The organism is Pseudomonas sp. SMSB3 (assembly GCF_052041965.1).
Taxonomy (GTDB): Bacteria; Pseudomonadota; Gammaproteobacteria; order Pseudomonadales; family Pseudomonadaceae; genus Aquipseudomonas.
This window is the reverse complement of the sequence record NZ_JBKGGV010000001.1, coordinates 564,955-589,919: the sequence shown is the minus strand read 5'-3', so window position 1 is coordinate 589,919 and position 24,965 is coordinate 564,955. Positions and strand designations below refer to the sequence as shown.

The window sequence follows — 24,965 nt, the reverse complement described above, 5'->3', positions numbered from 1 at the left end:
ACCTGATTACTCTTCGCTGGTGTGCACTTTGCGGTGCAGGATCGCCTGGAACTCGTCGGCGAAGGTGTAGTAACGACCGATCAGTACTTCGCTGCGCGCGGCGAACCGGTTGTAGGCGATGACTGCGGGGATGGCCGCGAACAGGCCGATCGCGGTGGCGATCAGCGCCTCGGCGATGCCGGGGGCCACGGTGGCCAGGGTCGCTTGCTGGGCGCTGGCCAGGCCACGGAAGGAGTTCATGATGCCCCACACGGTACCGAACAGGCCGATGTAGGGGCTGGTCGAACCCACGGTAGCCAGGAACGGCAGGCTCTGCTCGAGTTTTTCTTCTTCACGCGAGATGGCCACGCGCATGGCCCGACCTACGCCTTCCATTACCGCATCGGGATCCACGCCCGGCTGCTGACGCAGACGCGAGAATTCCTTGAAACCTGCGCGGAATACCTGCTCTACCCCGGAGTCCGGGTCTGGGTTGCTGCCTGCCTGACGGTACAGCTTGGACAGGTCGATACCCGACCAGAAGCGTTCCTCGAAGGCATCCAGCGCACGACGACCGGCGCGCAGCATGGTGCTGCGCTGAAAAATCATGATCCATGAAGTGACCGAGGCGGCCACCAGGGTCAGCATAACCAGCTGCACCACCACGCTGGCATTGCTGACCAGACTCCACATGGAGGTATGGTCGACGACGTTAGCTTCCACGCTTATTCTCCTGCAATCGATTGAGTACCCGAGCCGTCTGCCGCAAAGGCGTCGCGCAGCTGGGGAGGTATGGCTCGGGGTTTGAAAGTATCGGCGCGCACGGCAGCCACCAGAAACTGCCCTTCGCAGAGCAGCGTGTCATCCTGTTCTCGCCAGACCTGCTGCACGAAGCGCAGGCTGGCGCGATTGAGTTCAATTACGTGCGCGGTGACCCGCAGCGCGTCGTCCAGGCGGGCCGGCGCGTGGTAGCGCGCCTCGCTGGAATGGACCACGAACAGCAGGTTGTCCTCGGCCAGTTGCGACTGGGAAAAGCCCAGGTGCCGCAAGCGTTCGGTACGCGCGCGCTCCATGAATTTCAAGTAATTGACGTAGTACACCACGCCGCCAGCATCGGTATCTTCGTAATAGACGCGACAACGGTGTGCAAACGGTTCCAGGGCATTTTGCGCGCGCATACTCTAGTGCTTACTCCTCAGCTTGCCAATCCGCCTCGGCAACTGTTTTTGCTACATTAATGCCGTTATGCCAGCGCACTGTCTGCATGCCAGCGGTAGGACCACGAAAAGCCCATTTCGATCTGTCATTCATCGCCTGGATCGGAAAATTCGCTAGCGCCGCCCAGGCTCCCCGGCACGTTGAGGCCGAAATGCAGGTAGGCGTGACGGGTGACCACACGCCCGCGAGGCGTACGCATGATGTAGCCCTGTTGAATCAGGTACGGCTCGAGGACGTCCTCGATGGTGTGACGCTCTTCGCTGATGGCTGCGGCCAGGTTGTCGACACCGACCGGACCACCGTCGAACTTCTCGATCATGGTCAGCAGCAGGCGCCGGTCGGAGTGATCGAAGCCGCGCTCGTCGACGTCCAGCAGGTTCAGCGCCATGTCCGCCACGGCCTTGGTGATCTGGCCCTTGCCGCGCACCTCGGCGTAGTCGCGTACGCGGCGCAGCAGCCGGTTGGCGATGCGTGGCGTGCCGCGGGCGCGGCGGGCGATTTCGTAGGCACCCTGGTCCTCGATGGCAAGGCCGAGGATGTTGGCCGAGCGGCTGACGATGGTGGCCAGGTCCTTGTCGCTGTAGAACTCCAGGCGCTGCACGATACCGAAGCGGTCGCGCAGTGGATTGGTAAGCATGCCGGCACGCGTGGTGGCACCGACCAGGGTGAATGGCGGCAGATCGAGCTTGATCGAGCGCGCAGCGGGGCCTTCGCCGATCATGATGTCGAGCTGGAAGTCTTCCATCGCCGGGTAGAGTACCTCTTCGACGACCGGTGACAGGCGATGGATCTCATCGATGAACAGCACGTCGTGCGGCTCGAGGTTGGTCAGCATCGCGGCCAGATCGCCCGGACGCTCGAGGATCGGCCCTGAGGTACTCTTGACCGACACGCCCATTTCCTGGGCGATGATGTTGGCCAAGGTGGTCTTGCCCAGGCCCGGCGGCCCGAAGATCAGCGTATGGTCGAGCGACTCGCCACGCCCTCGCGCAGCCTGGATGAACAGCGCCATCTGTTCGCGCACCACCGGCTGACCAATGTATTCGTCAAGGCGCAGCGGGCGGATCGCGCGGTCTTGCACTTCTTCGCGGTCGCGGCCGCTGGCGGCGATCAGGCGGTCGGCTTCGATCACTTGGAAATCATCCCTTTAAGGCTGCGGCGAATCAGCTCTTCGCTGCTCAGGCCGGCCTTGTCCTTGATCGCGGCGATGGCCTTGCTGGCCTCTTGCGGCTTGTAGCCTAGCGAGACCAGGGCGCTGACCGCGTCGGCCTCGGCCGTGGATTCGCTGGCCGCCGGCAGCGGGCCGTCGGACACGAGCGTGAACATCGCAGGAGACGTTTCCCAGGCCTTGAAGCGGTCTTTGAGCTCGACCAGCAGACGCTCGGCAGTCTTCTTGCCCACGCCTGGCACTCGCACCAGCGCAGAAGTGTCCTGGGCCTGTACGCAACGCACCAGTTCGTCGACCTCAAGGCCCGACATCAGCGCCAGCGCCAGTTTCGGCCCCACGCCATTGAGCCGGATCAGCTCGCGAAACAGCTCACGCTCGCGTTTTTCGGCGAAGCCGTACAGCAGATGGGCATCTTCGCGCACCACCAGATGGGTATGCACCGTCACCGGCTCACCGACTTTCGGCAGCCGATACAGCGTGGTCATCGGCACTTCCAGCTCATAGCCGACGCCGTTGACATCGATAATCAGGTGCGGCGGCTGTTTTTCCGCCAGGGTGCCGCGCAAACGTCCAATCACGTTCCGTTCCTTCCTCTCGGGGAGCCGGTCGAAGACCGCTCAACCCTATCAGCAAATGCGCCCGGTGAACGGTTCCCCCGGACAAAATATGTATCAGCGCATGAAGCGCTCAAAGACGCAAGCGCCCGCCGCGCCGCCGCGCCGTGGACAAGCCATGGGGCACCAGACTGGAGCGGGTATGGGCATGGCACAGGGCGATGGCCAGGGCATCGGAAGCATCGATCTGGGGCTTCTGGGTCAACTTGAGCAAGTGCATGACCATCAGCATGACCTGTTCCTTATTGGCTCCACCACTGCCTGCAACGGCCTGCTTGACCTGGCTGGCACTGTATTCGGCGATCTCGAGCCCCGCCTCGGCAGCGGCGACGATGGCCGCCCCGCGCGCCTGGCCAAGCTTGAGCGCAGAATCGGCGTTGCGCGCCATGAACACCCGCTCGATACCCATGGTGACCGGGCCATGCTGGGCGATTATTTCTGCAACCCCGCGAAAGACGATCTGCAGGCGTTCGTGCAGCTCGCCGCTGCCGGTGCGGATGCAACCCGACGCCACGTACTCGCAGCCGCGGGCGGATTGGCGAACAACGCCGTAGCCGGTGATGCGCGAGCCGGGGTCGATACCAAGAATCAGAGTCATAAGGCCTGTTTATTCAATAAGCACTGGCCTGGAGCGACCTTAGCCGAGTTGTTCCATGATTTCGTCGCTGATCTGAGCATTGGAGTAGACGTTTTGCACATCGTCCAGGTCTTCCAGCATGTCGATCAGCTTGAGCACCTTTTCAGCACCGTCCTGATCAAGCTCGGCACTGGTGGTCGGCTGCATGACGATCTCTGCGTCGGCGGCCTTGAAACCTGCCTCCTCCAGCGCATTGCGCACGGCATAAAAGCTGTTGAACGAGGTGAACACCTCGAACGAGCCATCGTCGTTGCCCACCACGTCGTCGGCATCGGCCTCCATCGCAGCTTCCATCAGCGCATCTTCGTCGACGCCTGGGGCAAAACTGATCTGACCCTTGCGCTCGAACAGGTAGGCAACCGAGCCATCGGTACCCAGATTACCACCGCATTTGGAGAAGGCATGACGCACGGCGGCGGCAGTACGGTTGCGGTTATCGGTCATGGCTTCGACCATGATCGCTACGCCCCCCGGACCGTAGCCTTCGTAGCTGAGCTCCTCGACGTTGTCGCTCTCGTTGGTCCCCGCGCCCCGGGCCACGGCGCGGTCGATGATGTCGCGGCTCATGTTGGCGCCCAGGGCCTTGTCCAGCGCCAGGCGCAGCCGCGGGTTGGAGGCAGGATCGGCGCCGCCCTGCTTGGCGGCGACGGTCAGTTCACGGATCCACTTGGTGAAGATCTTGCCTCTCTTGGCATCCTGGCGCTCTTTGCGGTGCTTGATGTTCGCCCACTTGGAATGACCAGCCATAACGACTCCAAATTCTTGCAACAGAAACAGGTTCCGCCCCGAAGGGCGGAACGTGGGAAGACTGCGCCGTAGCGCCGAGACGCACCCGGCGGATGCGCCCGCAGCCGATTACTCGACCTTGGTCTGCTCGCGCAGTCGGATGTGCAGCTCGCGCAGGGCCTTGGCGTCGACCTGACCTGGGGCCTGGGTCATCACGTCGGCAGCGCTCTGGGTTTTCGGGAAGGCGATCACTTCGCGGATCGACTGGGCGCCGGTCATCAACATGACCAGACGGTCCAGGCCGAAGGCCAGACCACCGTGCGGTGGCGCACCGAACTTCAGGGCGTCGAGCAGGAAGCCGAATTTCTCTTCCTGTTCCTCTGCCTCGATGCCCAGCAGACGGAATACTGCTTGCTGCATCTCTTTGCGGTGGATACGGATCGAGCCACCACCGAGTTCGGTACCGTTGAGCACCATGTCGTAAGCGCGCGACAGGGCAGTGGCCGGGCTGGCCTCAAGCTCCTGCGGCGTGCACTTGGGTGCGGTGAACGGGTGGTGCAGCGCGCTGAAACTGCCGTCTTCGCTTTCTTCGAACATCGGGAAGTCGACGACCCACATCGGTGCCCACTCGCAGGTCAGCAGCTCGAAGTCGTGACCCAGGCGGATACGCAGAGCGCCCAGCGCCTCGCTGACGACCTTGAACTTGTCGGCACCGAAGAACACGATGTCACCGTCCACGGCGCCCACGCGGTCAAGGATGGTGTTGAGGTTGGCTTCAGGGATGTTCTTGACGATCGGCGACTGCAGACCCTCGACGCCCTTGGCACGCTCGTTGACCTTGATGTAGGCCAGGCCACGGGCGCCATAGATACCGACGAATTTGGTGTACTCGTCGATCTTGCTGCGCGGCATGCTGGCGCCGCCTGGCAGGCGCAGCGCGGTGACGCGGCACTTGGGATCGTTGGCCGGGCCGGCAAAGACCTTGAAGTCGACGTCCTTGAGCTGGTCGGCAACGTCGACCAGTTCCAGCGGGTTGCGCAGGTCAGGCTTGTCGGAGCCGTAACGGCGCATGGCTTCTTCGAAGGTCATGTGCGGGAATTCGCCGAATTCCAGGTCCAGCACTTCCTTGAACAGCTTGCGGATCATGCCTTCGGTCAGGCCCATGATCTCGGCTTCGTCGAGGAAGCTGGTCTCGATGTCGATCTGGGTGAATTCGGGCTGGCGGTCAGCACGCAGGTCTTCGTCGCGGAAGCACTTGGCGATCTGGTAGTAGCGGTCGAAACCGGCGACCATCAGCAGCTGCTTGAACAGCTGTGGCGACTGCGGCAAGGCGAAGAAGCTGCCGGCGTGGGTGCGGCTTGGCACTAGGTAGTCACGCGCGCCTTCAGGCGTGGCACGGGTAAGGATCGGCGTTTCCACGTCGAGGAAGCCGTTTTCGTCGAGGAAGCGGCGGATGCTGCTGGTGATGCGCGAGCGCAGGCGCAGCTTGTCGGCCATTTCCGGGCGACGCAGATCGATGAAACGGTAGCGCAGGCGGGTTTCCTCGCCGACGTCGGAGTATTCGTTGAGCGGGAACGGTGGCGTTTCCGCTTCGTTGAGCACATTGAGCTGATAGCCGAGGATCTCGATGGCACCGGACGCCATGTTGGCGTTCACCGCGCCGTCCGGACGCCTGCGAACCTTGCCGGTGATCTGCACGACGTACTCGCTGCGCACGCGGTCGGCGGCAGCGAAGGTTTCAGCGCGATCGGGATCGAACACGACCTGGGCCATGCCTTCGCGGTCACGGATGTCGAGGAAGATCACCCCGCCGTGGTCGCGGCGACGATGGACCCAGCCGCATAGGGTGACTTCCTGGCCGTCCAGGCTCTCGTTCAGTTGGCCGCAATAATGGCTGCGCATCATGATGGTGGTTTCGCTTCTCGTGATTCGTGTATTCGATGGAGGCCTTGACCGCCCAGAGGGCTAATACTGCAAGACCCGGCTACTGCAATTCAACTCAGTCGGCCTTGTCGCCGCCTGCCAGGTTCTTTTTTGCCCCGGTCTTGAAGTCGGTTTCGTACCAGCCCGTGCCGCTGAGGCGAAAGCCTGGGACCGACAACAGTTTCTTCAATGCCGGCGCTTGGCAAGCCGGGCAATCGATCAGCGGCGCGGCGCTGATCTTCTGCAATGCCTCCAGCCGGTGATCGCAGGAAGCACATTGGTAGTCATAAAGGGGCATGAACGTCTCTCGTCAACCACAACGCAGGCTGCCTGGGCAGCAAAAAGCGCGATTATATATGGTTAACCAGCACTGCGCAGCACACGGGGCGATCAGCGTGCTGCGGGCGGATCGAGCAGCCAGGCGACACAGATCACCCGGATCAGCCCGCTGAAGTTGCGCACCCCGCCCTGGCGCAGGTGCACTTCGCGATCGACGTAGGACAATACCGCACTCACCGAACAGCGATTGGCGGCTGCGATTTGCTCGAGGATACCCCAATACACCGCCTCAAGCCGCAGGCAAGTGGAAAAACCGTTCAACCGAACCGAGCGCGACACCGGTTGAATCTGCTGCATATCGAAATCGGCCCGAAACGGGTCGATGCATTGCTTGCCAGGCCAGCGCCCCAGCGCCGTCGCACGCTTGACTGCTTGCATCACGCACCTCATCAGCTCAATAAACCGAGCGTTCATGAAGCGCTGACCGACGCATTGGAAGCAGCGGCAAAGCCTTCCTGCACAAATGAAAACGCCCGGCTGAAAGCTTCAGCCGGGCGTCCGGGTGGGCCACTGGGCATTGCCGATCATTTACCGTCGAGCAGAACCCGCAGCATCCACGCGGTCTTTTCGTGCACCTGCATACGCTGGGTCAGCAAGTCGGCCGTCGGCTCGTCGCTGACCTTGTCCACCACCGGGAAAATACTCCGGGCGGTGCGGACCACAGCCTCTTGGCCCTGGACCAGCTGGCGGATCATCTCGTCGGCCGCTGGCACGCCCTCTTCCTCCTCGATCGAGGAATGACGGGCATAGAAGGCATAGGAACCCGGTGCCGGGAAGCCCAGCGCCCGAATGCGTTCGGCAATCGAGTCGACCGCCAGCGCCAGCTCGTTGTACTGCTCCTCGAACATCAAGTGCAGGGTTCGGAACGACGGCCCGGTGACATTCCAATGGAAGTTATGGGTTTTCAGGTACAGCACGTAGGTGTCTGACAACAGGCGGGACAGCCCATCGACGATGGACTTGCGATCTTCTTCACTGATACCGATATCGATTGCCATGAAGTGCTCCTTTTGGCTGAAGGACTGATGATCAAACAGGTCTTGCACACTGTATCAACAGTTGCTGCGGTATGCCCATCGCCTGACGCAGGTCATCGGCATCGAGCGCCTGCGGTTTGAGAAGCCCCGGGGTTTGCGGTTAAATAGGCACCGTGCCACCCGTGCGGACTGCTATTGCCGGGTGCATAGGCTGGCTTTGCCGTGTTCGCGCTCTACACCTCATGCGCACCGTGCCGCCAGCTCTTCCTGTGATCGGCCTTATCAACTGTGAGCCAACCCATGTTCAAGATCGTCCACCTGGTGACGGGCGTTGCGGCTTTGCTGCTGTCGTTCATGCCCAGCCTGAAAACCGATGCTTCACCCTTCCTGCAGCAACCTGACGCGGTCTACCTGGCCTTGCTCGGCCTGCTCAACCTGCTGCTGGCCCCGGTCGTGCCGCTGTATTACCGCGGCGCGCGGCAACAGCTGCAGTACCTGGCCTGCGCTTTGCTGGTCGTCGCCGTCGTGCTGCAAACCCTGACACTGCTGGCACGCCCGGAAATGGGCAACCTGGCGGCACTGGTCTGCGCCGCGCTGGCCGTGGCCCTGCACCTGCTGGCCAGCTTCGCCCGCAGTGGCAAGAAAGCGCGCGCCAGTCAGGGCATCCCCGGGGAAGCAGGCAAACGCGATACCGGTACCGTGAAGTGGTTCAACACCTCCAAAGGCTTCGGCTTCATTTCCCGCGACTCGGGCGATGATATCTTCGTGCACTTTCGCGCGATTCGAGGCGAAGGCCACCGCATACTGGTCGAGGGCCAGCGCGTGGAGTTCTCGGTGATGCACCGGGACAAAGGCCTGCAGGCCGAGGATGTGGTTGCCGTCAACCGCCGCTGAACGGGTCGCCCCGCTGCAACGGCGGGGCGAATCTTGTCTCAATAATGCGGCGGCGGCGCCTCTTCGCCTTCATTGCCGTACTGCCCGACCATTTCTTCGTAACGTTTGATCAGCTCGGCCATCTGCAACTGCAGACGCTCGATCACCCGCCCCTGCTCGACAACCACATCGTTCAGTGCCTGAATGGTGTCGTCCTGGAAGGCCTGGCGAGTTTCCAACTCGATGATACGCCTATCTGCCGACATCTCAGGCCTCCTGAAAGTCGTGGGTCAACCGCGTGCGCAGCCGCTGGCGAATGCCTTGCACCTGCTCGGCCGTATAGGCTGTCGCCGGCACCCTGCCCCACACCGGCGCAGGCCAGGCAGCATCGCCCTGGTGCCGGACGATGACATGCATATGCAGCTGGCTGACCATGTTGCCCAGCGTGGCGACGTTCATCTTGTCCGCGGCAAACTCGATACTCAGTGCCTCAGCCAGGTAGGTGGTTTCTTTCCATAGCTGCGCCTGATCCTGCTCGCTGAGGTCGAACAGCTCGCTGACGCCTGCGCGCCTTGGCACCAGGATGAACCACGGAAAATTGGCGTCTTTGCTAAGCAGCAACCGACACAGCGCAAAGTCACCCAGCAGCAGGGCGTCCTGTTGCAAACGCGAATCCATTTCAAACACGGTGAGTCTCCCGTCACTCGACATATGCGCCTAGGATACCGCGACCAAGGCCGGCCGGCATGCGGCAACGCCGCCCTGCACGCTTTAAGTTCATTCAATGCCGGCATTTGCACCGCAGCGGTAACACCGCGCTACTTTTCGCACCAAAATGACGCCTACCCAAGGGGCCGCACTACGCTTCTACCCACGGTAACGATTCAGGATCAACTGTCGGCGGTAACACATTGACTTTTATGACAGCTTCATAAGCTCGATATAGGCAGAGTCCTGGCACACCATCAGACAACGCCCAGCCTTTATTTCCGGCGTTTTCACGGGCATTGCGCCAGCATTTGTGAAAATTTCATGAATGGCCGACAGATTTGAGCACGCTTGTTGCATTCTCCTTGCGGGAAGTCGGCACGACACCTGCATTGGCAGGATGACGCGACAAATAACAACAGCGAGATGGGATACACCAGGGAGTCCGCTTAGCCTGCAACTGTAATTACACAATTGTGACGGCAACAGCACAGCGCTGGCGTTGTACGGCCCGCCAACCCGGGACGTGATTTGCGACATGGAAATACCTGTAAGCGGCATGCGCATAAAGTTCCCGAAAGGATCATTTTTGCCATATCGCCAACAACAGTCAGCGTGCTATACCTTCCGCCGACATAACAAGAAAGAGCTGTACCCATATAACTAAATAACTTGGGCGCAGCGGTACTCTTCCTAAAACCAAAGGAGCAAATCACGATGCGCGTGATGAAGTGGAGCATGATCGCCCTGGCCGTTTCGGCAGGGACCTCGCAACTGGCCTTCGCCTCGGCCCAGGACGAATCCAAAGGTTTCATCGAAGACAGCAAGCTGAATGTCAAGACTCGCATGCTGTACTTCAGCCGTGATGCTCGGAACAACGATCGCGACCCGATCACCGGCGATCGCAAAAGCCGTTCGGAAGAAACTGGCCTGGGCTTCCTGGGCACCTTCGAGTCCGGCTTCACCCAAGGCACCGTAGGCTTCGGCGTCGATGCCATCGGCATGCTCGGGCTGAAACTTGACAGTGGTAAAGGCCGCGCTGGCACCGGCCTGTTCCCAACTGGCTCCGATGGTCGCTCGCAGGATGACTACTCCGAAGCCGGTGGCGCCGTTAAACTGCGCATCTCCAACACTGTGCTCAAATACGGCAACCAGTTCACGGCCCTGCCAGTGTTCGCCACCGATGACAGCCGCTTGCTGCCTGAAGTTGCCGAAGGCGCGCTGATCACCAGCAATGAAATTGAAAACCTGACGCTGCACGCCGGTCACTTCACCGGGATGAACGCGCAGGCACAAACGTTCCGCGACAGCTTGCGTCTGACCGAAGCCAACGTGGTCGGTGGTACTTACCTTTTCAATGAAAGCCTCAGCACCAGCCTCTACTACTCCAAGGTAGAAGACTACTGGCGCAAGTACTACGGCAACGTGAACTGGGCCGTACCGCTTTCCGAGAAACAAGGTCTGGTGTTCGACTTCAACATCTATGACACCAAGAGCGAGGGCAGCGCCAAATACCGAGCGTATGACGGCGACAAGCTGGACAACACCGCCTTCAGCCTGTCGGCTGCCTGGAACATCGGCGCCCACACCTTCACCCTCGTGCACCAGCGCGTACACGGTGATGGCGACTATGGCTATGGCGTAGACGGCGGCGGCACCGTATTCCTCGGCAACTCCGTGGCCCGTTCGGACTTCAACGCCGAAGACGAGAAATCCTGGCAGGCTCGCTACGACCTGAACTTCGCCGAATTCGGCATCCCCGGCCTGACCTTCATGACCCGTTACGTGCGTGGTACCGACGCCAACGTCGCTGGCACCAGCAACGGCAAGGAATGGGAACGCGACATCGACATCAAGTACGTGCTGCAAGAAGGCCCGGCCAAGGACCTCAGCTTCCGCGTGCGTCAAGCCACCTACCGCTCTTCCGATGGTGTCTACTATGGTTCGCCCTCGCTGGACGAGCTGCGCCTGATCGTCGAGTACCCGCTGAGCATCCTGTAAGCCTGGCTTACCGTGCAAAGCACCTGAAACAGCCCGGCATGCACGCCGGGCTTTTTCTTGGCTGACAACAGCCACGCCCTGGGGCATTCTGTACGCCTTCGTTTCGCCCCCGTACAATGCGGGGCTATTTCAATGTCTTAGGCAATCGACACGGCTAACCATGCGCACCAGTCAATATTTGCTCGCCACTCAGAAAGAAACCCCTGCCGATGCAGTGGTCATCAGCCATCAGCTCATGCTGCGGGCCGGCATGATCCGCAAGCTGGCCTCCGGCTTGTACACCTGGCTGCCGATGGGCCTGCGAGTGATGCGCAAGGTCGAAAACGTTGTGCGCGAGGAAATGAACGCTGCCGGCGCCCTGGAAGTGCTGATGCCAAGCATCCAGCCGGCCGAGCTGTGGCAGGAATCTGGCCGTTGGGAGCAATACGGTCCGGAGCTGCTGCGCCTCAAGGACCGCCACCAGCGCGACTTCTGCGTCGGCCCGACCCACGAAGAGGTCATCACCGACCTGGCGCGCAACGAGCTGTCCAGCTATAAACAGCTGCCGCTCAACATGTACCAGATCCAGACCAAATTCCGTGACGAGATCCGTCCACGCTTCGGCTTGATGCGCGGCCGCGAATTCATCATGAAGGACGCCTACTCGTTCCATGCCGACCAGGGTTCGCTGCAGGAAACCTACGACCGCATGCACCAGGCATACACCAACATCTTCACCCGCCTGGGCCTGGACTTCCGCCCTGTGCAAGCCGACACCGGCTCCATCGGTGGCAGCTATTCCCACGAATTCCACGTCTTGGCCGAGTCGGGCGAAGACGACGTCATCTTCAGCGACAGCTCCGATTACGCCGCCAATATCGAGAAAGCCGAAGCCGTACCGCGTGAAACCGTGCGCCCTGCCCCGACCGAAGAGCTGCGCCTGGTCGATACCCCGCAGGCCAAGACCATCGCCCAGCTCGTCGAAAACCACGGCCTGCCGATCGAAAAGACTGTCAAGACCCTGATCGTGCGCGGTGCCGAAGAGGGCAAGCTGATCGCCCTGATCGTGCGCGGCGACCACGAGCTCAACGAAATCAAGGCTGCCAAGCTGGAACAGGTGGCTGACCCGCTGGTCATGGCCACCGATGCCGAACTGCGCGACGCCATCGGCGCTGGCGCCGGCTCTCTTGGCCCACTGAACCTGCCTTTAGAAATCGTCATCGACCGCTCGGTCGCCCTGATGAGCGACTTCGGCATCGGCGCCAACATCGACGACAAGCACTACTTTGGCGTCAACTGGGAGCGTGACCTGCCCGTGCCACAGGTGGCCGACCTGCGCAATGTCGTCGAGGGCGATCCAAGCCCGGACGGCCAGGGCACCCTGGTCATCAAGCGCGGTATCGAGGTAGGTCACATCTTCCAGCTCGGCACCAAGTACAGCGAAGCGCTCAAGTGCCAGGTACTGGGCGAAAACGGCAAGCCAGTGGTGTTGTCGATGGGCTGCTACGGGATTGGCGTGTCACGCGTGGTGGCTGCCGCCATCGAGCAGAGCTACGACGACAAGGGCATCATCTGGAACGATGCCCTGGCACCCTTCCAGATCGCCCTGGTACCGCTGCGCTACGAAACCGAGGTGGTTCGCGAGGCGACCGACAAGCTGTACGCCGAATTGACCGCAGCCGGCTTCGAGGTGCTGCTCGATGACCGCGACAAGAAGACCAGCCCCGGCATCAAATTTGCCGACATGGAGCTGATCGGCATTCCGCACCGCATCGTCGTCAGCGACCGCGGCCTGGCCGATGGCAACCTGGAGTACAAGCATCGCACCGAGCAGGACGCCCAGCCGCTGCCGCTCAACGAGGTGCTGACCTTCCTGCAGGCGCGCGTTCGCCGCTGATAAACAATGCACGAGTGATCATGTCCAAGCGAAGTACCTTTACCCTGGGGGGCGCCGCGTTGAGCGGCGCCCTGCTCGTCAGCGGTTGCGCCAACCAGATGTCCCAGCGCAGCGACCATGAAGAGCGCGTCGAGCGCAAACTGCTCGAGCATACCCTGCAGATCGATGTCGGCGAGCCGAAGGTGATGGAGCTTCCGCAACGGCGTGTGCGCATCCATGAGCAGAAGCGCTTCGAAGTCACCGAGTACGAGGTCACCCGCAGCTACGACCGCTATACGCCCTACCAGCCCTGGCGGGAAATCTACGAGATACCGCTGGGTGCGATCGCCGTGGTGGCCGGCATCGGCGCCAACGTGGTCAACGTCTTCGCCCTGGGCAATCTGCCCCCGAGCGTGACCCACGACTGGCTCAGCTATGGCATTGATGGCCTCAACCCGTTCATGAATGCGGCGTCGAACGGCCGTGCCCAGCAGAACCTGGCAAGTATCAGCGAGGTCCAGAAAGACCAGCGCGAGGACTTCACCAGCATGCCCTGGAGCGAGCGCCTGGTCGAAGTCAAAGCGGGCAAGAAAACCCATGAACTGACTACCGACAGGAACGGTGTATTGCGCCTGAACCTGCTGGACAGCCCGTTCTCTGAGCAGCACTTGAACAACGTCGGCACCCTGCACTTGCAGGTGGTCGATGAAGACTATGGTGTGCGCGGCGATGCCAGCCTGCTGGTCAGTGCAACCTTGCGCAACAAGTTGCGCGAGGCCCATGAGCTGATCTTCGATGACCTCGAAGATGACGACGTCGGTCAGTGGGTGCACCGGGTCAAGCGCTTGTCCGAGCTGGGCCTGGAAGAGGAAGCCAGTGAGATGGAGCAGAGCTTGATCGAACTGACCCGCAACGATCCAGAGCTGCAAGAGGACTTCCTGCGCGCATTGACCAAGGCCACCGGCCGACTGGTCGCCGATCCAGGCGCGCAATAGCGATCGCGCAATGCCGTCATGCAAGGGCCGTTCACGGCCCTTTTTTCATGGGCCGGGAAACAACTCCAGCTGTTCATGGGCGCCGCGCAGGTCGCGCAGCCTTACCCCGACGCCCAGCAGACGCACCGGTTTGCCACCCCGGGCAAAGGCCTGGCGCAGCAACTGTCGGTAGCTTTCCAGGTCGCGGCCTGCCCCGGCCTGTTCCAGGGTGGTCTGGCTGAAATCATGGAACTTGACCTTGACGAACGGTTTGTCTGGCCTGTAGCTGCTGTCCATTCGTTCGATGCGGGTGTTAAGGCTCTGCAGCAGCTCGGGCAAGCGCTCAAGGCAGCTGGCCAGATCCGGCAAGTCGTTGTCGTAGGTATTTTCGACACTGACCGACTGCCTGCGGCTATCGTTGTGCACCGCACGGTCGTCGATGCCGCGCGCCAACCCCCAGAGGCGCTCGCCAAAAGTGCCGAACTCGCGCGCCAGGGCTAGCCGCGACCATTCGCGCAGGTCCAGGCAGGTGTCGATACCCAGGCGGTTGAGCTTCTCGGCAGTGACCTTGCCGACACCATGCAGCTTGGCCACGGGCAGCGCCGCCACGAAGGCCTCGACCTGATCAGGGGTGATCACGAAGATGCCGTTGGGCTTGCGCCAGTCGCTGGCGATCTTGGCTAGGAACTTGTTCGGCGCCACGCCGGCCGAGACGGTGATATGCAGAGTGCGCGCGACCCGTCGACGAATATCTTCAGCGATGCGGGTCGCACTGCCGCCGTGCCATTGGCTGTCGCTGACATCCAGATAAGCCTCATCCAGCGACAGCGGCTCGATCAATTCGGTGTAGTCGCGAAAAATCGCGTGAATGTCGCGTGAGGCTTCGCGGTAGGCTTCGAAGCGCGGCTTGACGATCTCAAGGTCGGGGCACAGCTTCAGCGCGTGGCGTGACGACATGGCCGAGCGCACCCCGTAAGCGCGCGCTTCATAATTACAGGTAGCGATGACCCCACGACGGTCCGCTGACCCACCGACAGCCATGGGGCGCCCAGCCAGGCGCGGATCATCGCGCATCTCGATGGCGGCGTAAAAGCAGTCACAGTCAATGTGGATGATTTTGCGCAAGGACATGAACGACCGTCAGTACTGTAAATTCATACAGATATTAGCGCATACGGCTTCGCGGATTACAGCCCGCGCTGATAATCGGCCTGTAACCCACGCCGCGCCTGGCCCACAGCTCCATCGCCCGTGCTAAGCGGTTGAACCGTCAGGGCTTTTTGTAGATAAGTACTTGACACCTGTACAGAAATCCGTAGAATTCGATCTCACAGGCGCGGGATGGAGCAGCCTGGTAGCTCGTCGGGCTCATAACCCGAAGGTCGTCGGTTCAAATCCGGCTCCCGCAACCAGATTCGAGAAAAGGCCACTGTTCGCGCAGTGGCCTTTTTCTTTGCGCGTTCAAAAACAGCTAATCGTAAAAACTTTCGCTAAATCAAGGATTAGCGTTTGACACATCGTCATATAGCTGTAGAATTCGCCCCACTGACGCGGGATGGAGCAGCCTGGTAGCTCGTCGGGCTCATAACCCGAAGGTCGTCGGTTCAAATCCGGCTCCCGCAACCATATTCGTCAGAATGAACCCCGCCTGTGTAACAGCAGCGCGGGGTTTGTTGTTTTTACGTGCCTATACGCCGCTGTCGTAAAACTTTGCAAATCAACGGTTAATGATTGACAACGCGCCGCATGGCTGTAGAATGCGCCCCACTGACGCGGGATGGAGCAGCCTGGTAGCTCGTCGGGCTCATAACCCGAAGGTCGTCGGTTCAAATCCGGCTCCCGCAACCATATTCGTCAGAACGAACCCCGCCTGTGTAACAGCAGCGCGGGGTTTGTTGCATTCAAGCATCTGAAAACCTGCAACCTTCCCTGCTTGAGCCGCCGCCTCAAGGATGAACTATCTTTAACCCTCTCGGACGACTGCAAGTCATGTTGCCCGGAGTAATATCTGGATACGTTTATCAAAGGGATTTCCACTTGGCCGCCGCTCTCCCCTTCCTCGCGCACCTGGCACGAGGTAACTCATGACTTCCCAGACTCCAGAACCCCAAGCGCCGCTAGCTTCGGCGCTGCCCGCTGCTGCCCAACGCCTGCCTTGGCTGGAACGCATCAGCCGTTACCGTCAGCCCATCGGGCTGGCCGTGACGCTGTTGTTGTTTACCCTGGCGCTGATCGCCTGCCGGCACTTGCTGAGCGAACTGGACATCTACGCCCTGCACGATGCCATGCTGGAAGTCCCGGCGCAGTCACTGCTTGGTGCAGTAATGGCCACGGTACTCGGGTTCGTCATCCTGCTGGGCTACGAGTGGTCTGCCAGCCGTTACGCCTCCGTCAAACTGCCGGGCCGCACCTTGATCATGGGCGGCTTCAGTGCCTTTGCCATTGGCAATGCGATCGGCTTGTCGATGCTGTCCGGGGGCTCGGTGCGTTATCGTCTATACGCCCGCCAGGGGATAGGGGCCAGCGAAGTCGCGCGCATGACCGTGTTCGCCAGCCTGTCCCTGGGCTGCGCGTTGCCACCGCTGGCGGCTGTGGCCACCTTGAGCAACCTGCCGGCAGCGGCCACTGCACTGCGCCTGCCCCCCTCGTTGCTGGCCGCGATCGCCGCCGGTGTCCTGCTGGTGACCGCGATGCTGGTGATCGGGCTGTATCGCCGGCGCCTGGCCGAACAACCGTTGGCCGACAGCTTGCTGGTGCAACTGGGGCGACGCACCCTGCGCCTGCCTAATGGTCGCCTCGCGGCCCTGCAACTGCTCATCACGGCGCTGGACGTTGCCGCAGCCGCCACCGTGCTTTACCTGCTGCTGCCGCAAGCCCCGCCCTTCGGCGCCTTCGTGCTGGTCTACCTGCTGGCCCTGGCTGCCGGGGTACTGAGCCACGTGCCCGGCGGCGTTGGCGTGTTCGAAGCGATCTTGCTGGCCGCGTTCGCCGATCAGCTGGGCGCCGCTCCGCTGGCTGCGGCCCTGCTGCTGTATCGATTGATCTACGTCGTGCTGCCTTTGTTGGTAGCCTGTGTGCTGCTGCTGGCCAATGAAGCCAAGCGACTGCTGTTCGCGCAACACGCCATCAGGGCCGCTTCGGGGCTGGCTGCACCGATCCTGGCCATCCTGGTGTTTCTCTCTGGTGTGGTGCTGCTGTTTTCCGGAGCCACCCCGGAGATCGACACGCGCCTGGAACACATGGGCTTTCTGGTTCCACACCGACTGATCGATGCCTCGCACTTTGGCGCCAGCCTGATCGGCGTACTGTGCCTGCTGTTGGCCCAGGGCCTGCGCCGGCGCCTGTCGGCGGCGTGGCTCCTGACCACGGTGCTGCTGCTGGTCGGCGCGCTGCTGTCGCTGCTCAAAGGCTTCGACTGGGAAGAGGCCTGCCTGTTGACCTTCACCGCCGCGCTGCTGGCCGTGTTCCGCCGCTCGTTCTACCGACCGAGCCGGCTGCTCGAACTGCCGTTCTCCCCGGTGTACCTGGTGGCCAGCGCCTGCGTGCTTGGCGCCTCGGTGTGGCTGCTGCTGTTCGCCTACCAGGACGTTCCGTACAGCCACCAACTGTGGTGGCAGTTCACCCTCGACGCTGACGCACCACGCGGCTTGCGCGCCGCCATGGGCAGCGCGGTGCTGCTGGTGATCGTAGCGCTGACCTGGCTGCTGCGTACCGCACGCCCGGTCATTCACCTGCCGGATGAACAGGAGCTGCAACAGGCTCACCGTATCCTGCTGGCGTCCGACCAACCCGACGGCGGCCTGGCACTGACCGGGGACAAGGCGCTGCTGTTCCACCCCAACGGCAATGCCTTCCTGATGTACGCCCGCCGTGGTCGCAGCCTGGTGGCCTTGTACGATCCGATCGGCCCGGCCCAGGAACGCGCCGAGATGATCTGGCAGTTCCGCGACCTGTGCGACTTGCATCACGCGCGCCCGGTTTTTTACCAGGTGCGTGCGGAGAACCTGCCGTTCTACATGGACATCGGCCTGACCGCGCTCAAGCTTGGCGAGGAAGCGCGGGTCGACCTGCGGCGCTTCGACATCGAGGCCAAAGGCAAAGAGATGAAGGACCTGCGTTACACCTGGAACCGCGGCGGTCGCGACGGCCTGAGCCTGGAGATCCACGAACCCGGCCAAGCGCCACTGGCCGAGCTCAAGGGCATTTCCGATGCCTGGCTCGGCGGCAAGAACGTGCGCGAAAAAGGCTTCTCGCTGGGCCGCTTCAGCCCTGAGTACCTGCAGCATTTTCGCATTGCCCTGATCCGCTTTCAGGGCCGGCCGGTGGCCTTTGCCAACCTGCTGGAAACCCATGGCAACGAATTGGCCAGCCTCGACCTGATGCGCGCGCACCCAGAGGCACCGAAACTGACCATGGAGTACCTGATGGTGGGTTTGATCCTGCACTACAAAAGCCATGACTACGGGCGCTTCAGCCTGGGCATGGTGCCGCTTTCCGGCCTGCAGCCACGGCGCGGCGCGCCCTTGACCCAGCGCCTGGGCTCGATGGTGTTCCGCCGCGGTGAGCAGCTCTACAACTTCCAGGGTCTGCGCCGTTTCAAGGACAAGTTCCAGCCAGACTGGGAACCTCGCTACATGGCCGTGCCGGCCGGGCTCGACCCGCTGGTGGCACTGGCTGATACCGCCGCCCTGATTGCAGGCGGCTTGACTGGATTGGTGAAACGTTGATGATCCGACGCTATTGGCTGTATGTGTTGATTCCCCTGCTTTTCGTCGCCTTGGCCGGCGCTGGTGCCTTCTGGCTGTGGACCCGCCCGGCGCCGCAGGCGCGCCTTGAGCAGCTGACGCTTGAGTCCACCCACCTGACCCGCGTCACCCCAGGCGTCCATGCCAAGGCGCGGGTGGCGATCGGCGTCCCTGAAGATCAGGCGCTGACCGCCAAACAACTGCTGGACCTGAGCCAGGCCGGCGAGGCGCAATTGGTGCAGGTCATCCTACCGCCTGGCGACTGCGGCAAGCAGCGACAGGCCATGAGCCAAGCCCTGAGCCAGCTCTCAGACACGCCCACTGTGGTCGCAGGCATCGGGCCAGGTGCCGCCCAGGCTTGGCGCTGGCTGGCGGGCCAAAGCAATGACAAGGCACGCGCAATCTCGGTGGGCTTCAGCGTGGAACAGCCCGGCTGCGGCGATGCCCTGCCCAAGTCCGCCGCCCATGGCCACTGGAACGTCGCCTGGAACGACAACCCTGACGATGCCAGCGCGGCGTTCGTACGCGATCAGGGCAACGCCGAAACCAGCATCAGCGACTATGACATTCACCTGCCGCAGGTGCTCAAGGCGCAACTGACCCAGGCCCTGGTTGGCCATGACGGCAATGCCCTGGCCATTCCCGTGGTGGAGGTGCCCGCCGGGCAGACTACCGACACCGTTACCCTGTTTCTCTCCGGTGACGGCGGCTGGCGTGACCTGGACCGTGACGTGGCCGGCGAGATGGCCAAGCTCGGCTACCCCGTGGTGGGCATCGATACCCTGCGTTATTACTGGCAGCACAAGTCAGCCGAGCAAAGCGCAGCAGACCTGTCGGAACTGATGCAGCACTACCGGCAGAAATGGGGCACCAAACGTTTCGTGCTGACCGGCTATTCGTTCGGCGCCGACGTTTTGCCGGCGATCTACAACCGCCTGCCGGCTGAAGACCAGCAGCGCATCGATGCCGTGATGTTGCTGGCGTTCGCCCGCAGCGGCAGCTTCGAGATCGAGGTCGAAGGCTGGCTGGGCAAAGAGGGCCAGGAGGCGCCGACCGGGCCTGAGATGGCCAAGCTGCCAGCAGCCAAAGTGGTGTGCATCTATGGCGTCGAGGAAGCCGACGAGAGCGGCTGCACCGCACAAACTGCGGTGGGCGAGCGCATGAAGTTGCCCGGCGGGCATCACTTCGATGAAAACTATCCGGCATTGGCCAAGCGTCTGATCGATGAGATCGAGACGCGTCAAGGCAAGTCCAGCGTGGCGGCCCAGCAATAAGTGCAGATTGCCGGGGCTGTCAGGCAGCCCCGGCATCGATCGCTAGATTTCCACCTGCGTGCCCAATTCGATCACCCTGTTCAGCGGCAGATTGAAAAAGCGCAGGTTACCGTTGGCATTCTTCAGCAGGAACGCGAACAGGTTGCCGCGCCAGCGTGACATGCCTTCCAGGCGCGAGGCGATCACCGTTTCCCGGCTGAGGAAGTACGTGGTGCGCATCGGGCTGAAGTCCAGCTGGTCCAGATGGCACAGGCGCAACGCCGCCGGCACGTCCGGCTCATCCATGAAGCCGAAATGCAGCAGCACGCGGAAGAAGCCATCGCCATAGGCCTCGACCTCGAAGCGTTCATGCTCCGGCACCCGCGGACGGTCTTCGCTGACCACGGTCAGCAACACCACCTGGCTGTGCAGGACCTGGTTGTGCAACAGGTTGTGCAGCAGCGCATGGGGCACGGCGTCAGCCCGCGCGGTGAGAAACACCGCGGTACCCTCGACGCGATGCGGCGGCTGCACGCGGATGCTGGCGATGAACACCGGCAGCGGCAACGCCCCCTCGTCGATACGCTCGACCAGGATCTGCTTGCCACGCTTCCAGGTGCTCATCAGCAGGAACAACACGCCACCGGCCAGCACCGGGAAGGCGCCGCCCTCGACGATCTTGGGCACGTTGGCGGCGAAGAACAGGCCGTCGACCAGCAGGAACCCGAGCAGAATCGGCACCGCCAGCAGCGGTGGCCATTTCCACAACAGCAACATCACCGACGCCACCAGAATGGTCGTCATCAACATGGTCCCGGTCACCGCTACGCCGTAGGCCGCTGCCAGGGCGCCGGAGGATTCGAAACCGATCACCAGCAGCACCACACCGATCATCAGCGTCCAGTTCACCGCACCGATGTAGATCTGCCCCTGCTCGTCACTGGAGGTGTGCTGGATGTGCATGCGCGGAATGTAGCCGAGCTGGATGGCCTGCCGTGTCAGCGAGAAAGCGCCGGAGATCACCGCCTGGGAGGCGATCACCGTGGCCATGGTCGCCAGGCCCACCATCGGCAACAGTGCCCAGGCTGGTGCGAGCAGATAGAACGGGTTGCGTGCCGCTTCGGGGTTCTGCAGCAGCAACGCGCCCTGACCAAAATAGTTGAGCACCAAGGCTGGCAGCACCAGGGCGAACCAGGCGCGGGCAATCGGTTTGCGGCCAAAGTGGCCCATGTCGGCGTACAGCGCCTCGGCACCGGTCAACGCCAGCACCACAGCGCCGAGAATGGCAACGCCCATGCCGGGATGGACGACGAAGAAATTCACCGCCCAGCCTGGATTGAACGCCCTGAGCACTTCCGGGCTCTGCACGATCCCGTGTACCCCCAGCGCGGCCAGGGCGATGAACCACAACACCATGATCGGGCCGAACAGCTTGCCGATCTTGTCGGTGCCGTGTTTCTGCACCAGGAACAAGGCCACCAAGACTACTAGGGAAATCGGCACCACCCAGTGGTCGATGCCATCGAACGCCAGACCCATGCCTTCCACCGCCGAGAGCACCGACACTGCCGGGGTGATCATGCTGTCGCCGTAGAACAACGAGGCGCCGATCAGCCCGCAGATCACCATCAGTGTACGTAACCTCGGGTGCGCCGCCGTAGCCCGCCGCGCCAGTGCGGTCAACGCCATGGTGCCACCCTCGCCCTGGTTGTCGGCGCGCAGGATGAACATGACGTACTTGAACGACACGACCCACAACAGCGACCAGAGGATCAGCGACAGGATGCCCAGCACCCCATCATGGTTGACCGGCACACCATAGCCGCCGGAAAAGACTTCCTTGAGGGTATACAGCGGGCTGGTCCCGATATCGCCATAAACCACGCCGACCGCCGCCACCAGCACGCCCAGCGAGCGCGATGCGCCCTGCTTGCTCGTGTGCCCGCCCTCGGCGTGACTGCTTGCCTGAACCATCGAACACTCCTGCAAACGGCCCCTGGGGCCAATAGAATTCACGCCTGCGCCAGGGCCCTCCAGCAGCCCAGGCACAATGGCGCGAAGCATAGCGCAGCGTTCGTCGCTTTTGTGCTGGTCAATCGACCTTGCGCTCGCTAGAATTGCGCACTTTTTGATCAGAGGCGCGCCAAGCGCCCGTCAGATCGCCCCCGTCAGCGGCCGGGCGAACGGCATTCAATACCGAGGTTAGTCATGTCCACCACTCCCGCCATCCCCAAGGTTGGTTTCGTCAGCCTGGGCTGCCCCAAGGCCCTGGTCGATTCCGAGCGCATCCTGACCCAGCTGCGCATGGAAGGCTATGAAGTCGTGCCCACCTACGAGGATGCCGATGTCGTGGTGGTCAACACCTGCGGTTTCATCGACAGCGCCAAGGCCGAATCGTTGGAAGTGATCGGTGAAGCGATCAAGGAAAACGGCAAGGTCATCGTCACCGGCTGCATGGGTGTCGAAGAAGGCAGCATCCGCGATGTGCACCCAAGCGTGCTGTCGGTCACCGGCCCGCAGCAGTACGAGCAGGTGGTCAACGCCGTGCACGAAGTAGTGCCACCGCGTCAGGACCACAACCCGCTCATCGACCTGGTACCGCCCCAGGGCGTCAAGCTGACGCCGCGCCACTACGCCTACCTGAAAATTTCCGAGGGCTGCAATCACAGCTGCAGCTTCTGCATCATCCCATCGATGCGCGGCAAGCTGGTCAGCCGTCCGGTCGGCGAGGTGCTGAGCGAGGCCGAGCGCCTGGTCAAGGCGGGCGTCAAGGAGATTCTGGTGATATCCCAGGACACCAGCGCCTATGGCGTCGACGTCAAGTACAAGACCGACTTCTGGAACGGGCGGCCGGTCAAGACGCGCATGCTCGAGTTGTGCGAAGCCTTGAGCAGCCTGGGCGCATGGGTGCGCCTGCATTATGTATACCCCTACCCTAACGTCGACGACGTGATCCCACTGATGGCGGCCGGCAAGCTCCTGCCATACCTGGACATTCCGTTCCAGCACGCCAGCCCCAAGGTGCTCAAGTCGATGAAACGCCCGGCGTTCGAAGACCGTACCCTGGCGCGCATCAAGCAGTGGCGCGAGCAGTGCCCTGAGCTGGTGATCCGCTCGACGTTCATCGTCGGTTTCCCCGGCGAAACCGAGGAAGACTTCCAGTACCTGCTCGACTGGCTCACCGAAGCCCAGCTCGACCGCGTTGGCTGCTTCCAGTACTCGCCGGTCGAAGGCGCCCCCGCCAACGAGCTGGGCCTCGATGAGGTGCCAGACGACGTCAAGCAGGCGCGCTGGGACCGCTTCATGGCGCACCAGCAGGCGATCAGCGCCGCGCGTCTGCAACAGCGTATCGGCAAGGAAATCGAAGTACTGATCGACGAAGTCGAAGAGCAGGGTTCGGTGGGCCGCAGCTTCTTCGATGCCCCGGAAATCGACGGTAGCGTGTTCATCGACGGCAATCATGGCTTCAAGCCAGGCGACAAGGTGCGCTGCCGTATCGTGGATGCCGACGAATACGACATGTGGGCCGAGCCGCTCTAAGCGCTCGAACGACGATAAGCCCTGCTCACTTGCAGGGCTTTTTTTATTGCTCTGAGCGGTAGTTGCGCCGTTGAGCGCGCGCGACACGACACCCCGCCCCATCACTGATCGGTAACGACCGGCAGCGAAAATGACGCGTTTGCCACAGATTGCGCTCATCAACCCTGCCCAGGCAGGTACAATGCACCTCTTTACCTGCCCCGCGAAGTGCCCCATGTCCGAACCCGTCCGCCTGTCCAAACGCCTCATCGAACAGCTTGGCTGTTCCCGCCGTGATGCCGAGCTGTACATCGAGGGGGGTTGGGTCACGGTCGATGGCGTGGTGGTCGAGCAACCGCAGTTCAAAGTCGAGCAGCAGCGCGTCGAATTGCTGCCCGGCGCCCGTGCCGAAGCGCTGGAGCCGGTCACCTTGCTGATGCATCAGCCAGCTGGCAGCGACAGTGAAAGCGCACGTGCCAGTCTCAACATGGGCAATCTCAGTGATGCCCATCGCGAAGGCGTACGGCCGCTGCACGGGCACTTTGCCCGGCTGACCTGCCTGGCACCGCTGGAGCGCGGCGCCAGCGGCTTGCAGGTGTTCACCCAGGACTGGCGGGTGACCCGCAAGATCGACGCCGACCTGCGCCGCATGGAGCAGGAATACATCATCGAAGTGCGCGGCGAAACCACCCCGCAAGCCCTTGAACGCCTGGCCCGTGGTGCCACCCGCAACGACCGCGAGCTGCCCAAGGCCAAGGCCAGTTGGCAGAACGAAACCCACCTGCGCATGGTCGTGAAAAACCCCCAGCCTGGCCAGCTCAGCGAGCTGTGCGCCTACCTGCGCCTGGAGGTGCTGGGTATGCGCCGTATTCGCCTGGGAGGCGTGTCGATGGGCAAGCTGCCGGTCGGGCACTGGCGCTACGTCGCCGCCACAGAACGTTTCTAAGCAATGCGCCACGCCCTGGCGTGGCTCACAAACAGGATTTTTGCAGCAATGAACCACAACGATGTCCTGCGCAGCCTGCGCTACATGCTCAAGGTGAACGACGCCAAGATGGCCGAGATCATTGCGCTGTCCGGCCTCGAGGTTAACCCCATCGTGCTTGCCACGTACCTGAAGAAAGAAGACGAGGCAGGCTTCGTGCGCTGCCCCGAGCGGGTCATGGCGCATTTTCTCGATGGCCTGGTGACGCTGCGCCGCGGCAAGGATGACAGCCGCCCCGCACAGCCGGTCGAGCTGCCGGTGACCAACAACACCATCCTGAAAAAGCTGCGGGTAGCCTTCGAACTCAAGGAAGAAGACCTGCATGCCATTCTCAAGTCGGTCAACTTCCCGGTGTCCAAGCCGGAGCTCAGCGCGTTGTTTCGCAAAGTCGGGCACGACAACTACCGGCCCTGCGGCGACCAGTTGCTGCGCAATTTCCTCAAGGGCTTGACCCTGCGCGTGCGTGGCTGA

23 protein-coding genes and 3 tRNA genes are annotated in these 24,965 nt (G+C 62.1%); 12 read left to right on the top strand and 14 right to left on the bottom strand.

The window, feature by feature from the left end; all coding sequences use genetic code 11:
- Positions 1-6 precede the first annotated feature (6 nt).
- The 10 genes from tolQ to ACLEJW_RS02685 all read right to left on the bottom strand — a co-directional run bounded on the left by tolQ (position 7) and on the right by ACLEJW_RS02685 (position 7,602).
- Positions 7-702 carry a protein TolQ gene (gene tolQ / locus ACLEJW_RS02730; protein ID WP_010952367.1) on the bottom strand — a complete coding sequence of 232 codons (696 nt, stop codon included), beginning with the start codon at positions 700-702 and terminating at the stop codon, positions 7-9.
- 2 nt (positions 703-704) lie between these two features.
- A complete protein-coding gene (gene ybgC / locus ACLEJW_RS02725; protein WP_145185948.1) occupies positions 705-1,157 on the bottom strand; it encodes a tol-pal system-associated acyl-CoA thioesterase in 453 nt (150 codons plus the stop codon).
- Positions 1,158-1,282: 125 nt separating this feature from the next.
- Positions 1,283-2,329, bottom strand: a complete 1,047-nt coding sequence (ruvB, locus tag ACLEJW_RS02720) for a Holliday junction branch migration DNA helicase RuvB (RefSeq protein WP_145185945.1) — start codon at positions 2,327-2,329, stop codon at positions 1,283-1,285.
- The gene (ruvA, locus tag ACLEJW_RS02715) at positions 2,326-2,943 is read right to left on the bottom strand and encodes a Holliday junction branch migration protein RuvA (RefSeq protein WP_145185942.1); all 618 of its coding nucleotides are present in this window, start codon (positions 2,941-2,943) and stop codon (positions 2,326-2,328) included. Before ruvA ends, ruvB begins: the two co-directional genes overlap by 4 nt.
- 109 nt (positions 2,944-3,052) lie before the next feature.
- On the bottom strand, positions 3,053-3,577 hold the full coding sequence (ruvC, locus tag ACLEJW_RS02710; RefSeq protein WP_145185939.1) for a crossover junction endodeoxyribonuclease RuvC: 525 nt from the start codon (positions 3,575-3,577) through the stop codon (positions 3,053-3,055).
- Positions 3,578-3,616: 39 nt separating this feature from the next.
- Entirely contained in the window at positions 3,617-4,363 is a 747-nt protein-coding gene (locus tag ACLEJW_RS02705; RefSeq protein ID WP_145185936.1) for a YebC/PmpR family DNA-binding transcriptional regulator, read from the bottom strand.
- 108 nt (positions 4,364-4,471) lie between these two features.
- Positions 4,472-6,247 (bottom strand): aspartate--tRNA ligase, encoded by a 1,776-nt coding sequence (gene aspS / locus ACLEJW_RS02700; RefSeq protein WP_440776946.1) that lies wholly within the window; start codon positions 6,245-6,247, stop codon positions 4,472-4,474.
- 94 nt (positions 6,248-6,341) lie between these two features.
- The gene (locus ACLEJW_RS02695; protein ID WP_145185930.1) at positions 6,342-6,563 is read right to left on the bottom strand and encodes an FmdB family zinc ribbon protein; all 222 of its coding nucleotides are present in this window, start codon (positions 6,561-6,563) and stop codon (positions 6,342-6,344) included.
- 92 nt (positions 6,564-6,655) lie between these two features.
- A complete protein-coding gene (locus tag ACLEJW_RS02690) occupies positions 6,656-6,982 on the bottom strand; it encodes a ribbon-helix-helix domain-containing protein (protein WP_145185927.1) in 327 nt (108 codons plus the stop codon).
- Positions 6,983-7,128: 146 nt separating this feature from the next.
- The gene (locus ACLEJW_RS02685; protein WP_145185924.1) at positions 7,129-7,602 is read right to left on the bottom strand and encodes a Dps family protein; all 474 of its coding nucleotides are present in this window, start codon (positions 7,600-7,602) and stop codon (positions 7,129-7,131) included.
- A 279-nt stretch (positions 7,603-7,881) separates the two neighbouring features.
- Between ACLEJW_RS02685 and ACLEJW_RS02680 the strand changes: the two genes are divergently transcribed.
- On the top strand, positions 7,882-8,475 hold the full coding sequence (locus tag ACLEJW_RS02680) for a cold-shock protein (protein WP_145185921.1): 594 nt from the start codon (positions 7,882-7,884) through the stop codon (positions 8,473-8,475).
- 38 nt (positions 8,476-8,513) lie between these two features.
- Here ACLEJW_RS02680 and ACLEJW_RS02675 read toward each other — a convergent pair whose 3' ends face one another.
- Positions 8,514-8,720 carry a SlyX family protein gene (locus tag ACLEJW_RS02675; RefSeq protein ID WP_313301858.1) on the bottom strand — a complete coding sequence of 69 codons (207 nt, stop codon included), beginning with the start codon at positions 8,718-8,720 and terminating at the stop codon, positions 8,514-8,516.
- Between the two features lies 1 nt (position 8,721).
- A complete protein-coding gene (locus tag ACLEJW_RS02670; protein ID WP_145185916.1) occupies positions 8,722-9,141 on the bottom strand; it encodes an HIT domain-containing protein in 420 nt (139 codons plus the stop codon).
- A gap of 738 nt (positions 9,142-9,879) precedes the next feature.
- On the opposite strand from ACLEJW_RS02670, the gene ACLEJW_RS02665 reads away from it, so the two are divergent.
- The 3 genes from ACLEJW_RS02665 to ACLEJW_RS02655 all read left to right on the top strand — a co-directional run bounded on the left by ACLEJW_RS02665 (position 9,880) and on the right by ACLEJW_RS02655 (position 14,013).
- Positions 9,880-11,163, top strand: a complete 1,284-nt coding sequence (locus tag ACLEJW_RS02665) for an OprD family porin (RefSeq protein WP_145185913.1) — start codon at positions 9,880-9,882, stop codon at positions 11,161-11,163.
- A 160-nt stretch (positions 11,164-11,323) separates the two neighbouring features.
- Positions 11,324-13,039: a proline--tRNA ligase gene (locus ACLEJW_RS02660; RefSeq protein ID WP_145185910.1), complete on the top strand. Its 1,716-nt coding sequence runs from the start codon at positions 11,324-11,326 to the stop codon at positions 13,037-13,039.
- A 20-nt stretch (positions 13,040-13,059) separates the two neighbouring features.
- Positions 13,060-14,013: a hypothetical protein gene (locus ACLEJW_RS02655; protein ID WP_440776945.1), complete on the top strand. Its 954-nt coding sequence runs from the start codon at positions 13,060-13,062 to the stop codon at positions 14,011-14,013.
- A 45-nt stretch (positions 14,014-14,058) separates the two neighbouring features.
- On the opposite strand, the gene dinB is transcribed toward ACLEJW_RS02655, so the two are convergent.
- On the bottom strand, positions 14,059-15,117 hold the full coding sequence (dinB, locus tag ACLEJW_RS02650; protein ID WP_178108311.1) for a DNA polymerase IV: 1,059 nt from the start codon (positions 15,115-15,117) through the stop codon (positions 14,059-14,061).
- Positions 15,118-15,327: 210 nt separating this feature from the next.
- Between dinB and ACLEJW_RS02645 the strand changes: the two genes are divergently transcribed.
- The 5 genes from ACLEJW_RS02645 (at position 15,328) to ACLEJW_RS02625 (ending at position 20,011) form a co-directional block, all read left to right on the top strand.
- Positions 15,328-15,404 (top strand) — tRNA-Met (locus ACLEJW_RS02645).
- 137 nt (positions 15,405-15,541) lie between these two features.
- A tRNA-Met gene (locus ACLEJW_RS02640) sits at positions 15,542-15,618 on the top strand.
- Positions 15,619-15,763: 145 nt separating this feature from the next.
- Positions 15,764-15,840 (top strand) — tRNA-Met (locus tag ACLEJW_RS02635).
- 236 nt (positions 15,841-16,076) lie between these two features.
- On the top strand, positions 16,077-18,719 hold the full coding sequence (gene mprF / locus ACLEJW_RS02630; protein WP_440776944.1) for a bifunctional lysylphosphatidylglycerol flippase/synthetase MprF: 2,643 nt from the start codon (positions 16,077-16,079) through the stop codon (positions 18,717-18,719).
- Positions 18,719-20,011: a virulence factor family protein gene (locus ACLEJW_RS02625; RefSeq protein ID WP_313300999.1), complete on the top strand. Its 1,293-nt coding sequence runs from the start codon at positions 18,719-18,721 to the stop codon at positions 20,009-20,011. Before mprF ends, ACLEJW_RS02625 begins: the two co-directional genes overlap by 1 nt.
- A 42-nt stretch (positions 20,012-20,053) precedes the next feature.
- Here the strand turns inward: ACLEJW_RS02625 and ACLEJW_RS02620 are convergent, their stop codons facing one another.
- A complete protein-coding gene (locus tag ACLEJW_RS02620; RefSeq protein WP_313301001.1) occupies positions 20,054-21,964 on the bottom strand; it encodes a potassium transporter Kup in 1,911 nt (636 codons plus the stop codon).
- A 234-nt stretch (positions 21,965-22,198) separates the two neighbouring features.
- On the opposite strand from ACLEJW_RS02620, the gene rimO reads away from it, so the two are divergent.
- The 3 genes from rimO to ACLEJW_RS02605 all read left to right on the top strand — a co-directional run bounded on the left by rimO (position 22,199) and on the right by ACLEJW_RS02605 (position 24,965).
- The gene (gene rimO, locus ACLEJW_RS02615) at positions 22,199-23,530 is read left to right on the top strand and encodes a 30S ribosomal protein S12 methylthiotransferase RimO (protein ID WP_145185892.1); all 1,332 of its coding nucleotides are present in this window, start codon (positions 22,199-22,201) and stop codon (positions 23,528-23,530) included.
- Between the two features lie 214 nt (positions 23,531-23,744).
- Positions 23,745-24,455: an rRNA pseudouridine synthase gene (locus ACLEJW_RS02610; protein WP_313301003.1), complete on the top strand. Its 711-nt coding sequence runs from the start codon at positions 23,745-23,747 to the stop codon at positions 24,453-24,455.
- 48 nt (positions 24,456-24,503) lie between these two features.
- Positions 24,504-24,965 carry a DUF1456 family protein gene (locus ACLEJW_RS02605; protein WP_145185885.1) on the top strand — a complete coding sequence of 154 codons (462 nt, stop codon included), beginning with the start codon at positions 24,504-24,506 and terminating at the stop codon, positions 24,963-24,965.